Raw genomic sequence first — 14779 nt, 5'->3', positions numbered from 1 at the left:
CTCGGTCAGCGCAGACCGATTCCTTCCCTCAAGAACATGAACGACGCCGAAGGCGCCGATCCTCGATCCTCGAATAGCTTGTCATGCTAAGTATCTGGGAGACGAGTTCCCCCCATTGCCTCGCACACTCCCCGCTTCCGTGAGCGAATTCATTCTGACGCCGTCAGTGACACTTCTCGTTCTCAGAAGTTCACAGAAGACAGTCGACGATCTTGACGTTGTGCGCGGCGTTGGTGACTGCGCCCGGCTGGACGAGCGGGAGCGACGACGATAGCCTTGCCGTGTGAGTTCTCTGAACCAAGCCAAGCCAAGTCGCCGTGCGGGGCGCGCCGCGTTCTGGTCGCTCTTGGCCGCAGGAGTCGCTGGCACGATCGGCGGCTGCGGGGCGGAACCGACAGTCGACGAGGGAAGCGGGGAGTCGCTGGGAGCGCATGCGAGCCCGCTCACGATCCCAGGTCCGTGGAATCCGCCGGCGAGCACGAAGACGATTGCAGCGACCCAATACGTGTCCGTCGTCGGTCCCCCCAACATCGCGCCGCTGGGTTCGTGCTCGTCGTCCAATCCCTTTGCTTGTTCGTGCAAGCACCCAGCCTGCACCCCTGCTTACCCGGGGACGAAAGCGCTCGACCAGTACTTGCGCACGAAGTATCCGGGGACCGGCTACGGCGGCCTGTTTTGTTGTCGGCAAAATAGCGCCAAGACCAGCGTTCCCCAGCTTTCCGTGCACGCCATTGGTCGGGCCATCGACCTGATGGTCTCGCAGGAGGGCGGCGACGCGAACAACGGCATCGGTGATGCCGTGGCGAATTGGCTGGTGGAGCACGCCGAGTTCATCGGTATCCAACGCGTGATTTGGGACAAGGCGTTTTGGAATGGCGAGAAGGGGTTTGGACTACTCAGTAGCGCCTCTGCCCCGCACACGGACCACCTGCACATCGAACTCAGCGTCGACGGCGCAGCCATGAAAACTCCGTTCTTCACGTCCGGCGCATACACCGGCGTGTGTGAAGCGCACTGTGAAGGTACCAACGTCATCAACTCGGACTGCACCTCGGGCGACTGCGCGGCATACGGCGCCGACTGTTTGCCGGGAGCCCCGCCGAAGTGCGGACAGCCCCCACCCCCCGAGCCGCCCGAAGCCGAGGCGGTCCCCGATGCTCCGGCGATCGCAGTGACGGTCGAGGGGTCGCCCGCACGTCTGTCGTTCGTGACACCGAAGCGCCTATTCGACACTCGTCAGGACGCGCTCAGTGCCGACCTGACTCGCGGCGATGGAACCTCGACGGGACCGCTGCAAGCGAAGTCGACGAGCAGCTACCAAAGCAGCAACTTGCCCGCGGGGACGAGCGCGCTGTGGCTCAACTTGACTGGCATTTCCACGGGACAGCCCGGCTTCTTCAGCGTCTTTCCTAGCGGCGCTCCGCCAGAGATCTCCAACCTGAATCTCGACGCGGGCGGTGTGCGAGGCAACGCGGTCCCGGCGGTGCTCGGCAGCAGCGGCGAGGTACTGTTCTACGCATTGTCGGAAGCGGAGGCGATCGCCGACCTGAGCGGCGTATTCACACCGACTGGCGCGGGTCTGACGGTGACGCCGCCCGTGCGCGTGCTGGATACGCGCTCCACGGCTGCTCCTCTGATCGCCGACACCGTCCAAGAGATCGACGTAGGCGCGCCAGCCGGCGCGACGGGCGTGGTCGCGACACTGACGGTAATTGCTGGCGACGCCCCGGGCTTCGTCCAAGCATTCCCGTGCGGCCAAGCGCCAACCGAGACCAGCAACATCAACTATGCGGCCGGCGACGTCGTCGCCAACAGCGTCCTGTCGAAATTGGGGGATTCGGGACTGCTCTGCGTCCGGTCCATCAAAGGGGTGGACTTGGTCGTTGACGTAACCGGCTACCTGTCACCGGACGGTCCGCTGTCCTATCAGGCATTGCAGCCGAGACGACTACTCGACACTCGCAGCGATACGACGCCCTTCAAGGGCCGCCTGGGTAACGGCCAGGTGATCGAGCTCCCGATCCAGAGTCTAGCGGGCATGCCGGCAGGTGTGTGGGCGGTGGTAGCCAACATCACCGCCGTGGGTGCAACGGATGCTGGCTTCGTGACGGCCTACGCTTGTGGCGGCGACGTGCCGTCCACATCCTCCCTCAACTTCCCGGGGGGTGGAGCAGTTGGCGCGCTCAGCGTCGCTGCGCTTGGCCCCGACGGCCGGCTTTGCGTGTACGCGCACTCCCGAACCCATCTTCTGATCGACTTGCTCGGAGTCTGGGTCCACGACGACTCGCTGGCCCCGCCGCCGCCCTCGGGCACTCCCAGCGAAGGCGAGCCCGACCCGGTCCCTCCCACGAAAAGCGCCAAGGGCGGCACCGACAGCGATGCCGGCTGCAGCATCAGCCGGCTCGAGACGGACAGCGCGCCGGCGGGGCTCGTGCTGCTGCTCGGAGCGCTGGGACTGTGGTGGAGACGGAGACCGGTTGCCGAGGCGGTGCGCACCTCCATACGAGCCCGTGCCCCGGGCAGAACGAGCTGATGCCGAGGCCGAGCGGGCGCCCCTCAGGAACATGAACGACGCCGAAGGCACCGATCCCCGAGCCACGAGAAGCTTGTCATGCTAAGTATCCGGGAGACGAGGTCCCCCCCAATGCCGCGCACCCTCCCCGCTTCCCGTGCCGTGAACGACGGCTTCGCTCTGTGGGAGCTCGGCCATGCGTTGGCAGCGCCTCCTCGACCGGGCCCTGGCCCCGGTCGGCTTGACGCACACGCAGTATTTGGTGCTGCTGAGCGCCGCCGCCGCCCAAGCCGACTACGACGACGCGGTCCCGCAACGCGCGATCGCCGAGCGCGCGGCATTGGACGAGGCGACCACCTCCAGGTTGGTCGCGTCTCTGTGTGAGCGTGGGCTGCTCGACCGCGGACCCACCGTCGGCGACCGCCGGGCTTGGCGGGTGATCATTACTCGGCTGGGCACCCGCCTGCTCGGACGCGCTCGACCGCTGGCGGACGCCAGCGCGCGGCGATTCCTCTCTGGACCCTGAAGCGCCAGCAGCGCCTCCACTCCCGTCACCCCTTGATCACCCCCAGCGGCACCAGCTTCGCCACCTTCCGCGACACGCCCGCGCCTTCTCGTGTTGCCCCCGCCTCGCCTCGCTGCGCTCGTCGGTCCCCCCCTTACGCGGCAGCGCGCGCCGGTTGAAGTCGTTGCAAGACCATGGCGACGTGCTGATGGCGCGCGCGGCGCGCGTGGGGGGGACGGGTCGTTCCGTGACTGGATCACATTCCTTCGATGACGGTGTCGTGAGCTTCCGTGTTGCGGGCGCTCTGGCCATTCTGCGAAGGCGAGTCGCAGCCCTGCACGACATGGGCAAGTTCAATCATGGTTTCCAGCGGAAGCCTGCACAGCCGTAGCGGCGTTGGACGCGTTCATTGGACGTCGCGTGCTGGCGTACGCCGAGTCACGGTTCGGCGACGGCGTCGGCACAGCAACGGATGCCCATGCCTCGACCGACATCGCGCATCCCACTGGAGCCTATGAACTCGTTGCAAGGCTTGTCGGCCGACGCCGACATCGTTCCCGAGACCACGCAGCTCTGCTGGTTCATCCAGCAGAGGTTTTCCGGTGCGTCGCGAACCGCCGCGGATCCTCCTCCATGTAGTCGTTGTCAAGCAACCACTCCATGGCGTCCGCGAGCCCGACGAACTCGCGAGGTGCACCGTGGGACAGGTAGACGTGAGCGGAGCCATCGGGAAACGTCAGTAGCTTCGCGACGTCACGAGTAGGAAGCGCCCCACGCAGCAGCCATGTCTCCTCATGCGCGACCGGCAATCGCCCGAGCGCGAGCAGCGCAACGCAGCCAGCGAGCCCGACTATCGCAGCCAGCAGCAAGAACGTAGCTTGCTGTGCATCGTCGGACATTGGCCACACTCGGTCCCACCCGAGCCAGACCCGGGCGAACAGCACGACGAACGCGCAGCCGGCTGAGCCCGCCGCCAGCGAGAGCCCCCGCTGGCCCCGCCAATGCCAGCTCAGCGTACTCGTCGCGAACGCGCCGACTGCCAGAGCCGACGCAAACCAGAGGTGAATGATCAGAACCTCGATGGGGCGAGGCCAAAACAGCGCACACAGGATAGCGAAGTCGGCGGCGGATAGGACGAGGAGCGCAGCCCGCAGGAACGCCCAGAGCCCACGCAACGAGCGCAACGCGATCCAGACCGCTGCGAACATGAGGAGCGCTGCGAGATGGGGTAAGGTCAGGTTAACGAGCCGCGTGGCGGGTCCCGACTCCAGCGCGGAGGCCGAGAGCCAGGCGGCGTTCGCCAAGAGCGAAGCGCCCGCCGCGCGGGCCCCGAGCGCCAAGTCGGTGCGGCGACGGAGTCGAGACACGTCCGCCGCTCTCGCCGGGCCGAACTCACGGTATGGGTCCCCTGCCACGCCCACAGTATACGCGCTCCGGCTGTCCTGCGATTGCCCCTCAGAGCGCGATCCCTGGTTGCCCACGGTGCGGTCGTCTGCCCGCCTGGCGTGGCCAGCCCTGCACGCTTCGTGCTGATTGCCGCTCGTGCGCGGATTGCTGCTCGTGCGACGCGCACGTCGTGCTCCGTCACCGGGCTGAACGCGCTGATGTCGAGGCCGAGCGGGCGCCCCTCAGGAGCATGAACCACGCAGAAGGCGCCGATCCTCCATCCACGAATAGCTTGTCATGCTAAGCATCTGGGAGACGAGTTCCCCCCCCAATGCCGCGCACCCTCCCCGCTTCCCGCGCCGTGAACGACGGCTTCGCTCTGTGGAGCTCGGCCATGCGTTGGCAGCGCCTCCTCGACCGGGCCCTGGCCCCGGTCGGCTTGACGCACACGCAGTATTTGGTGCTGCTGAGCGCCGCCGCCGCCCAAGCCGACTACGACGACGCGGTCCCGCAACGCGCGATTGCCGAGCGCGCGGCATTGGACGAGGCGACCACCTCCAGGTTGGTCGCGTCCCTGTGTGAGCGTGGGCTGCTCGACCGCGGACCCACCGTCGGCGACCGCCGGGCTTGGCGGGTCATCATTACTCGGCTGGGCACCCGCCTGCTCGGACGCGCTCGACCGCTGGCGGACGCCAGCGCGCGGCGATTCCTCTCTGGACCCTGAAGCGCCAGCAGCGCCTCCACTCCCGTCACCCCTTGATCACCCCCAGCGGCACCAGCTTCGCCACCTTCCGCGAAACGCCCGCGCCCTCGATCACGTCGACCACATCCCTCACGTCCTTGTACGCATCGCTCATCTCTTCGCCGAGGGTGCGGTAGCCCTTGGCCATGACCTCGATGCCCTGGGCGCGTAGCTCCTCTTCGATGCGGCGGCCGCGGGCTTTTTTCAGGGCCGCGGTGCGGGAGAGCAGGCGGCCGGCGCCGTGGCAGCTGGAGCCGAAGGTCTCGGTCATCGCTGACGTGTTGCCCGCCATCACGAACGAATAACGACCCATGTCGCCAGGGATCAGCACCGCTTGCCCAAGCGCGCGCTGCGCCTCGGGCACGCGAGGGTCGCCAGGGCCGAAGGCGCGCGTTGCTCCCTTGCGATGCACCAGCACCCGCCGCGACTCGCCGTCGACCAGGTGGTCCTCGAACTTTGCGATGTTGTGACAGACGTCGTAGAGCAGCCGCGCTCCGACGTCGTCTACGGGCACACCGAGAGCGCGCGCCACCGCGTCGACGGCGAGGCCTGTCATCACCTGGCGGTTGGCCCAGGCGAAGTTGGCCGCGGCCTGCATGGCTCCGAGATACTTTTTCCCGATGTCGGAATCGATGGGCGCGCAGGCCAGCTGCCGATCGGGCAGAGCAGCGTAGTCGGGGCCGAACTTCGTGTAACAACGCGAGAGCCCGTGCAGCGTCTCGTCACACACTTGGTGGCCGAGCCCGCGCGAGCCGGAGTGCACCATCAACGTCAATTCACCCTCGCGCAGCCCGAACGCTGCGGCCGCCTCGGTGTCGTAGAGCTCCGCGACGTGCTGCACCTCGAGGAAATGATTCCCGCTGCCGAGCGTCCCCAGCTGATCCGCACCCCGCTCCCGCGCGCGTTCGCTGACGGCGTCGGGAGCTGCGCCGGCGAGGAAACCCCCTTCTTCACACTGCTCGGCGTCGTCCGCCCCCGCGCGATATCCCCGCGCGATGGCCCAGGCGGCGCCCTCGGTCATCACCTTCTCGAGCTCTCGCTTCGACAGCTTTTCGATGGCGTGGTTCGCTCCGATGCCGGTGGGGATGGCCGCGAAGAGCTGTTTGACGATCTCCGGCATGCGCGACCGCACGTCATCGACGTGCAGCCGCGTCGTGATCACACGGCAGCCGCAGTTGATGTCGTAGCCGACGCCACCCGGACTCACCGCGCCGCTCCCGGCATCGACCGCGGCGACGCCCCCGATCGGGAAGCCGTAACCCCAGTGGATGTCGGGCATGGCCAGGCTGTGTCCGACGATGCCGGGCAGGTGCGCGACGTTGGCCACCTGCTCCAGCGCCTTGTCAGCCCGCACCCGCTCGAGCTGGCTTCCCGCCAGGTAGACACGCCCTGACACCTTCATGCCGCCGCGGCGCGGGATCTCCCACAAGAACGGGTTCAGCTGGCGAAGCTCGATGTTCATGCACGCTCCTCTCACACGTCGAAGACCACCGATGCCACGTAGCCACTGTCATGCGGCTCGAAGCGCGCAGCGTGAAGGGTGACCGCCTTCAGGCAGAGCCCTTCGCCGTGCAACTCCGGGTCGTAGGTTCCAGTCGTGACGAGAACCTCCGCGCCCGTGTCGGCACTCAGTTGCAGAACCTCGCAGCTCTCCGGCACGCTTGCCTCAGTGTCGAAGGCGTAGAGCAGCTCCCGCAGCACGTCGATGGCGCTGTCCACCAGGTTGTTGCACTGCACCCGAACGGTGCGCGAGGACGTGGCCTGGACCTGCGCGCCACCCGTGACGAGATCGGCGAACGCCAGGATCAGCCGCGCCAACGTCTCCTCCTTGGAGCTGCCATACACGACGACGCCCGCGTCGCCCGTGTGATCGAGCTCCTCGTAAGGTTGCGGGCGTTGGTAGTGTTCGGGCATCGAGAGCCGGCGCAAATCATACGCGCACCTGCTCCGGAGGTCGCTTCCACTTGGCGCGGCCGTCCCTCCCTGATAACCGTCGGCCGCCTTGGCGAAGAGCAACCTGGCCGTACGCTTCTTGACGGCGGTCGTGTTCGTGCCGTGCTTGCTGGCGCTGCTCTTCGTGGGGCCGACCTGGGGTTTTTACGCGTTGGTGGCGTTTGCCAGCGCGGTCGGTGCGAGCGAGCTGTTTGCCATGACCCACCCCGGCGACCGCATCGCTCAGGGTATCGGAGTGGTCCTGACGCTGGCGGTGAGCGCTGCGGTCTACTTCGCCACCACGGACTCGCGCATCCTCTTGGCCGTGTTCCTCATCGTGCCCGTCGTGGGTGTGCTCTTGCCGCTGTGGCGCCTGGGTGAGATCGAGAGCGCGGGCCTGCGCATCATGGCCAACGTGGCGGCGCCGCTCTACATCGGCGGCCTGTTCGCGACGATCGGACTCCTGCGCCGCGATCTCGGCGCCGAAGGACCGCGCTGGGTCATCCTGACGTTGACGTTTGCCTGGCTCGCGGACACAGGTGGCTACTTCGCTGGCCGTTTCTTGGGCAAGACCAAGCTGTATGAACGCGTGAGCCCAAAGAAGACGCGCGAAGGATTTTATGGAGCGCTCGGCGGGGCAGCGCTCGGCGCGGTGATCGCGAGCCTCTGGTACCTGCCATCGATCCCGCTCCAGCACTCGATCCCGCTCGCGATCGTCGCCGGGGGTCTGGGTCAGATGGGCGACCTCGTCGAATCACTCTTGAAGCGCTCCACTGGCATCAAGGACAGCGGGTGGATCGTGCCTGGGCACGGCGGCCTGCTCGACCGCGTGGACGCGCTGCTCATCGTCAGCCCGATCGTGTACCTGTACAGCGTCTTCCGCGGCTGACTCGGCGTGACCCGCGATGCTTCGACAGTGCGAGCGCGCATTGCTTGCGTACTCGTTCGACGCCAGTGCACGGGCATCGAGGCTGACGCGCCGCGTTGTCAAAAAAGGGGCTGACCGCGGAAACGGAGCGTGAGCAAATTGCCCCGCATCCGCGCGCTGCCGTTGTCTCCAACTCACGACTCGGGCGGATCGCAAACAGGAGCCTTCACACCATGAGCGCCACCCCCTCGCCTCCGGTCATCTCTGAAAGCGCCGTTTCAGCTCGCGTCTTGGAAGACGACTACCGCTCGTCTCCGACCAACCTGCCGCCGGGCCAGCGGTACGAGTTCTTTCAGGTCGTCCAGGCGTACCTGGAGAAGGCCGCGAAGCTCATCAATCTGCCGGACTACATCCATCAGATCGTGAGTCAGCCCAAGAACGAGATCATCTGCCACTTCCCGGTGAAGATGGACAACGGGCAGGTCCGCCTCTTCAAGGGCTACCGCATCCAGCACTCGAACATCCTGGGGCCGTACAAGGGGGGCATGCGCTTCCACGAGAGCGCGAGCCTCGACGACTTCAAGGCACTCGCAGCCATCATGACGTGGAAATGTTCGCTCATGGGTCTGCCGTTCGGCGGCGGTAAGGGCGGCATCAAGTTCAACCCGCGAACCGTCAGCCGGAGCGAGCTGCAGCGCATCACCCGGCGATTCTTTCACGCGCTCGGCGGCAACATTGGCCCTGACTACGACATTCCGGCGCCGGACATGGGCACCAACGCTCAGAGCATGGCGTGGGCGATGGACACGTACATGAACACGGTGGGCATGGTGCAAAAACAAGCCGTGCTCGGCGTGGTGACCGGCAAACCAATCGCCAGCGGCGGCACCGTGGGGCGCGAAAAAGCGACGGGCCAGGGTGTCGTCTTTGCGATCGTCGACTGGGCGCGCCGAAACCAGTTCGATCTCGAGGGGAAGAAGCTGATTGTTCAGGGCTTCGGCAACGTCGGCTCTCACACAGCCGTGCTCCTGAGCCACATGGGTGTGTCGCTGTCGGCGGTCGGGGACCACACCGGGTACCTCTACAACCCGGAAGGATTCAACGCGCACCGACTGCAGAAATACGTCGAGGACAAGGGCAGCATCGCGGGCTACCCCAACGGTAAGCCAATCACCCGCGAGGAGTTCTTCGGCGTTCAGGCAGACATCTTCGTGCCGGCGGCGCTCGAGAACCAGATCGGCCCTGCCGAGGCCGAGGCGTTGAACGTCAAGCTAGTCGCCGAAGGAGCCAACGGGCCCTGCAATCCGGAGGGAGAGGCTGTGCTCTTGAAGAAGGGCATCTGCATCTTGCCCGACGTGCTGGCCAACGCCGGCGGCGTGACCGTCAGTTATTACGAGTGGGTGCAGAATCGCCGCAGCGAGTCGTGGGACCTGCCCGAGGTCGACCGTCGCTTGAGGGAGGCGATGGAGCAGGCCTACAGCCGCATGGTCCACGCCGCTCGGCAGTACCAGACCGACTACCGCACCGCCTGTTACTGTGTCGCGCTCGAGCGTCTGAAACAAGTGTACGAAGAGCGCGAGATTTTCCCCTGAGAAAATTCTCCGGTAGCTCGAGCGCCCTGGCTTCGGGTCGGGCAAGCCACGCCCGACCAGGCAAGAGCGAGGCCCCGCGCGCTTCGTCCCTTCCTACTCCCAAGACGAAAAGAGCCATGAAATGCGGGCTCTCGGCTGTCCCAGTCACACTCTCCCGACGAAGCCCGACTTCCGCTCATGCGCCGACTTTCGCTCCTCTTCTGCCTCGCCTTCGCCGCCTGCGCTGAACACGGCGCCTCGCCCATCGAGCGCCCGCCCCCTCGCAAATCTGCTCGAGCCGTTCCTCCCGCCAGCGCGCCGCTTGCCCCGTCGGCACCCATTGCGGCGTCGAGCGCCGCACCGGCCGCGCCGTCGCCCGCACCTCAGCCCTACGACCTCGTCGCCGACGTTGCGACCCGACGAGCCGTTGCCGGCGAGGAGCTGGGCAAGGGCACCGATACCCGCGTGATCGAACGGGTCTTCGTCGTTGCGTCACCGCGGGGCGGTGCGCTCGCCGGCGCCGAAGACGTCACGCGTCGGGCCCTGGCTGCTTACTTCAACGGCCGGTTCGAGAAACGCCCGGAGCGCGCCATCAGCGTCTACCTGTTTCCCGACGCGGGTCGCTACCACGCGTTCTGCAAACTGCGCTGGCAAGCGAAGTGTGATTCACCCTACGGCTTCTACCTGTCGAGTGAGCGCAAGATCATCATGAACGTCGGCCCTGGGCTCGGCACCCTGACCCACGAGCTCGTCCACCCGCTCGTCGAGGCCGACTTCCCCAACGCACCGGACTGGATCAACGAGGGCATCGCGTCGTTATTCGAGCAGTTCTACCTGCCGAAGCCTGGAGAGATCCACGGCGGCAAGAACTGGCGCCACCCCCGCCTGATGGCCGCGCTCGGCTCGCCGAAAGAGAAGAGCTACGCCACGCTGCCGGCGTTGTTTGCCATGGACGACGCCGAGTTCCGCGGAGCTCGCGAGGATCTGAACTACGCCTCCGCTCGTTACCTCTGCCAGTGGCTCGACGAGCGCGGGCTGCTCTGGCAGTTCTATTCGCGTTTTCGCGACGATTATTCGCAGGATCCCAGCGGGCAGCGCGCCTTCGAGTCCGTCGTTGGCAAGACGCCTACCGAAGCAAATGCCGAGTGGACTCGCTGGGTGCGCCGGCTCTGAGTCACTGGAAGAGGAGCTGCCGCACAGCGCCGCATGGTCGGCCCTCCGCGAGCTGCTATTCTCGACCCAATGCTGCCCGCTCCGCCGCCGGATTTCCGTTTGGTCGGCGTCGAGCCGGGACCGAGCTTGAAGAGTGCGCGCAAGGTCAAGCTCGTCGCGGCTGCGGTCGCGTTTTTCGTCGGACTGCTCGCCGCGTTTCACCTCGATTGGGTCACGGTTGGGCTCGCCCTCGCGCTCTCGCTCGGCGCGGTCGTGATCGTACAACGCTCACTTGGGCCCGTGCTTGGCCGAGAGCGCCTGAGCGAAGCTCGCATGTCCATCGTGCCCTGGGGCGTGCTGGTGCACGACGAGCCCGAGCCCCGCGTGTTGCACTGGGGTGCGGTTCGACAGGTCAGTGTCGCGTGTGTTCACGAGATGGATCACGCCACGCCGTCGACGCGCTGGAGCGTGGTGAAGATCCGCACCGAGCGCGAGACCCTTGGAGGAAGAGCACCGGGTGACGTCGCCCTCGAGCGCCTCGAGGCACACGTGGACCGTTACGCGGCAGAGGCGGCGCGACCCCTGTCCCTCGATTTGGACGGCTCGACGGACGTCGAGCTCGTGTTCGAGCCGGTGGTCGAGCGGCTGCTCGGCGAGGCTCGCAGGCTGCTGCGCTCCGGTGTGCTCGACGAGCGCCTCGCCCTCTCGCCGCGCAGCTACCGCCATCCCGGCTCGGTGCCGCTGCCGGAGACCCGGGGTGTGCTGACCGAAGTGCTCAGAGGGGGGCTGGCCCATCGAGCCGATCCGCGAGCCCTGGCCGCGCTGCTCGCCGCCGAGCTCGGGGAGAGTGAGCTGCTCGAGGAGCTCCTCTCGCTGACCACCTCCCCGCATCCGCTGGTTGCCGCGATCGCGCGTGCTTCGGCGTTTTGGCTCGGCGGTGACGTGAAGCGCGTGGGCGCCTTGGACGAGCTCTCGGATTTCGTCCCGGCCGCTGACATCGGGCTGCTCAGGGCGTGGCTGCAGGAAAAGGCCGCGTGAGCCGCCTCCTCCCGAGTTGACATCCGTCAATTCGCTCGACGATGCTCGGGATTCGCTCCCATGAGATGTCGTCGCGCGAGCCTGGGTCTTCTCTTCGCGCTGTCGATCCCGCTCACGGCGGAGGACGCACGCGCGTACGAGGCCGAGGTCGACGCCACGACCGATGCGCAGTTCTACACACTCCGCTCACCCTGGGGTGATCCGGTCGTGCGTCGCCGGCGTTACACCCAGACCGTCGCGCTTCACGTCTACGATCTTCAGGGCGACTACGTGCCGTTTGGTCCGCAGCTGACCTTCAAGGCGCGCATGCGCCTCGACTCGGACTTCGGCAAGGAGGGCTACGAACGCAATCCGAACCAACCCGGTACGTTCGTTCCTGGCCTCGAGCAGTCACCGGTCGACGTCATGTACGCCTACCTCGAGGGGCGGAACTACCTCGGCGGGTTGGTGGGATTCCGCGCCGGGCGCCAGTACGTCACCGACTCCCTTGGCTGGTGGTCCTTCGACGGTGGCCTGGTGCGCCTGACGACGCCAGTCTTTTTCCAGGTGGAGGCCTACGGTGGTTTCGAGCAGCGCGGTGGACTGCCGATCATGCTCGGGACCGAGCGCTACAGCTCGGGTGGTGTGTATCGCGGGGATCGCGGCGCGGGCGGCGAGCTCGAGCTCAACCAGTACCCGTACTTCCTCGAGGAGTCGAAGCTGGCCCCGGCCTACGGTTTTGCCATCGAGAGCAGCGGTGTGCAGTTCCTGCACAGCCGACTCTCGTACCGCAAGGTGATCAACCGCGACCGCGTCTACACCTCGATGTTCCCGGATGCGGCGCCTGGATTTTACCGGGTCGCCGGCGACCGTGTGTCCAGCGAACGGCTCGGCTACTCGCTGCGGGCCAACGCCGCGGGGCTGGGCGCCGTGCGAGGCAGCGTCGTCTACGATTTCTACAACCAGGTCGTGAGTGATCGCGCGCTCGCCCTGGATTGGTACACCACCGAAGAGCTCACGCTCGGCGGCGACTACGACTACTACTACCCGACCTTCGACGGTGATTCGATCTTCAACTGGTTCACCCACAGCGGGATGACGACGTTGCTCGCGCGGACCGAGTGGCGACCCTCCCGCCGCTTCGACGTGGCGTTGAGCGGTGGGGTGAAGATCTTCGAGACCGAAGGCAACAGCGGCACCTACGGTGACGTCGAACAGGCGGATCAGGACCCCGATCGCAGCGAGACCGGTCGACTGAGCGACGGCGTGGGTAACGTTGCGACGCGCTACCGCTGGTCCGACGGAGGCGTTGGCCTGCGCGGGCTGGTCGAGGCAGGTGCGCGCGGCCACCGCTACGGCGGCGACGTGACCACCCAGAAGAGCTTCGCTCACGGATACTACGACACGCAGGCGATTGTATCCGTCTACGACTGGGAGGACGGCCTGCGTCCTCAGCGCTCGGCGACCAGCCTGACTTATGTGCTCGGCGGAGGGGTCACGCCGTTCACGGACACTCGCTTCGGGGTCGAGTGGGAGCACAGCATGAACCGACTGGTTGGGCAGCGCTTCCGAGTGCTCGCCACGCTGGACTTCACGGTGCTCAGATGAAGCCGCGTGTCCCGCCCTTCGTGCTGCTCCTGTTGGTGTGCCTGCTCGCGCTCGGCGTGGGGTTCGGCGTCGAACCGCGTCCCGCGCGCGCCGACGCCAAGGCCACGAGCGCGGGGGCAGCGCGGGCAAGCGCCACGATTCACGGGCTTGCGCCGCTGCCCGGCGACGCGCCGGTGCCGCTGGCGGATCGCCCGCCGGGCGCCTACGAAGGGGACGGCGGTCCGAGCCCGGTGATCTTCGGACTGCAGCAGCTGACGATCCGCTTCAACCACAAGAAACACGTCAAGGTCGTGGGGCTGAGCTGCACGACCTGCCACGACAAGGCGAAGACCAGCAAAGACGCGAAGGACTCGCTGCTCCCCAAACCGACCCGGTGTGATGCGTGCCACGGCAGTGATCACCGGGATCTGTCGGCGGTGAAGAGTGACGACGATGCGCTGATCAGCCAGTGCGGTTTCTGTCACATCGGGTACAAAAACGGGGACGGCAATCGTGTCGCGCGCTTGGTCCTGCCGCGGCCGAACTTGCGCATGAACCACGCAGTGCACGTGGGTAGAAATATCGCTTGCTCCCAGTGTCACGGCGCGGTCGAGAAGCTCGAGCTGGCAACGCGGGACCAGCTGCCGCGCATGCGCGGGTGTTTTTCCTGTCATCAGATGCCCGGTCCCGCGCGCGGTCAGGCGCGAGGTGAGTGTGTGAACTGCCACCTGACGGAGCGGGGAGGGGTGATGAAGAACAAGTTCGCCTCGGGCACACTCAAGCCGCCCGCCTGGCTACACGACGCGGGCCACGGCCCAGACTGGATCGAGCGCCACAAACAGGTGGCGGGCAACGACAGTCAATTCTGCAAGAGCTGCCACCAGGAGCGGTTCTGTACGGACTGTCACGACGGGCGCGTACGTCCTCGCAAGATCCATCCCAACGATTGGGTCAGCATGCACCCGGTCGCGGCCCGTCAGAACAACCCCAGCTGCACCAGCTGCCACCGCGAACAGACGTTCTGCCTCTCCTGCCACCAGCGGGCCGGCGTCGCGATGAGCGGGCCCTACGCGAACTTCTCCGGACGGGGGCGCTTTCACCCGCCCCCGAAGCTCTGGTCGGATCCCCCGCGCTCTTCCCAGCATCACGCCTGGGAGGCCCAGCGAAACCTGAACGCCTGCGTCAGCTGTCACACCGAGCGGGACTGCGCGACCTGCCACGCCACGCCGGGTCGCGGCGGACGGGGATTTGGGTCGTCGGACAAAGGGATTGGCGATGTTGGCCTGGGTGGCCAGGGCACCAACCCCCACCCCCGGAATTTCCGGGATCGCTGCGCCGGGGCGCTGCGGCGCAATGCTCGCCCCTGTCTGGTCTGCCACGATCCGGGCGACTCCCAGCTCTCGGAGTGCCGCTGATGTCTCGTAATCGACCGCAGTGCCCGCCGAAAAAGCGCGACCGCCCCTCAATCCGCTTGCCGGAACTCTCCGCTGGGGGGTATAGCGAGACA

Annotated in this window: 12 protein-coding genes; 9 read left to right on the top strand and 3 right to left on the bottom strand. The window is 66.6% G+C overall.

The window, feature by feature from the left end; all coding sequences use genetic code 11:
• Window positions 1–283: 283 nt before the first annotated feature.
• Both IPI67_05580 and IPI67_05575 read left to right on the top strand, forming a co-directional pair.
• Complete coding sequence (locus IPI67_05580) at window positions 284–2533, top strand: hypothetical protein (protein ID MBK7579663.1); 2250 nt, start codon at window positions 284–286, stop codon at window positions 2531–2533.
• Between the two features lie 175 nt (window positions 2534–2708).
• Window positions 2709–3038, top strand: coding sequence for a MarR family transcriptional regulator (locus IPI67_05575; protein MBK7579662.1), 330 nt, complete (start codon window positions 2709–2711; stop codon window positions 3036–3038).
• Window positions 3039–3598: 560 nt separating this feature from the next.
• Here the strand turns inward: IPI67_05575 and IPI67_05570 are convergent.
• On the bottom strand, window positions 3599–4432 hold the full coding sequence (locus IPI67_05570) for a hypothetical protein (GenBank protein MBK7579661.1): 834 nt from the start codon (window positions 4430–4432) through the stop codon (window positions 3599–3601).
• A gap of 365 nt (window positions 4433–4797) precedes the next feature.
• On the opposite strand from IPI67_05570, the gene IPI67_05565 reads away from it, so the two are divergent.
• Entirely contained in the window at window positions 4798–5127 is a 330-nt protein-coding gene (locus IPI67_05565; protein MBK7579660.1) for a MarR family transcriptional regulator, read from the top strand.
• A gap of 25 nt (window positions 5128–5152) precedes the next feature.
• Here IPI67_05565 and IPI67_05560 read toward each other — a convergent pair whose 3' ends face one another.
• On the bottom strand, window positions 5153–6607 hold the full coding sequence (locus tag IPI67_05560) for an RtcB family protein (GenBank protein MBK7579659.1): 1455 nt from the start codon (window positions 6605–6607) through the stop codon (window positions 5153–5155).
• Window positions 6608–6618: 11 nt separating this feature from the next.
• Window positions 6619–7059 carry an archease gene (locus IPI67_05555; GenBank protein ID MBK7579658.1) on the bottom strand — a complete coding sequence of 147 codons (441 nt, stop codon included), beginning with the start codon at window positions 7057–7059 and terminating at the stop codon, window positions 6619–6621.
• A 103-nt stretch (window positions 7060–7162) separates the two neighbouring features.
• Between IPI67_05555 and IPI67_05550 the strand changes: the two genes are divergently transcribed.
• From IPI67_05550 to IPI67_05525, 6 genes are all read left to right on the top strand, one after another.
• Window positions 7163–7966 (top strand): phosphatidate cytidylyltransferase, encoded by an 804-nt coding sequence (locus IPI67_05550; GenBank protein ID MBK7579657.1) that lies wholly within the window; start codon window positions 7163–7165, stop codon window positions 7964–7966.
• Between the two features lie 212 nt (window positions 7967–8178).
• Window positions 8179–9537: a Glu/Leu/Phe/Val dehydrogenase gene (locus IPI67_05545; protein ID MBK7579656.1), complete on the top strand. Its 1359-nt coding sequence runs from the start codon at window positions 8179–8181 to the stop codon at window positions 9535–9537.
• Between the two features lie 177 nt (window positions 9538–9714).
• Window positions 9715–10689 carry a hypothetical protein gene (locus IPI67_05540; protein MBK7579655.1) on the top strand — a complete coding sequence of 325 codons (975 nt, stop codon included), beginning with the start codon at window positions 9715–9717 and terminating at the stop codon, window positions 10687–10689.
• A 69-nt stretch (window positions 10690–10758) separates the two neighbouring features.
• Window positions 10759–11706, top strand: a complete 948-nt coding sequence (locus IPI67_05535) for a hypothetical protein (protein ID MBK7579654.1) — start codon at window positions 10759–10761, stop codon at window positions 11704–11706.
• Window positions 11707–11766: 60 nt separating this feature from the next.
• Window positions 11767–13293, top strand: a complete 1527-nt coding sequence (locus IPI67_05530; protein MBK7579653.1) for a hypothetical protein — start codon at window positions 11767–11769, stop codon at window positions 13291–13293.
• The gene (locus tag IPI67_05525; GenBank protein MBK7579652.1) at window positions 13290–14687 is read left to right on the top strand and encodes a cytochrome c family protein; all 1398 of its coding nucleotides are present in this window, start codon (window positions 13290–13292) and stop codon (window positions 14685–14687) included. Before IPI67_05530 ends, IPI67_05525 begins: the two co-directional genes overlap by 4 nt.
• Window positions 14688–14779: the final 92 nt, after the last annotated feature.

Source organism: Myxococcales bacterium (genome assembly GCA_016706225.1).
In the GTDB taxonomy this organism is placed as follows: domain Bacteria; phylum Myxococcota_A; class Polyangia; order Polyangiales; family Polyangiaceae; genus JADJKB01.
Note: the sequence above shows the minus strand (reverse complement) of the source record. Positions and strands in the feature narration are given on the sequence as shown.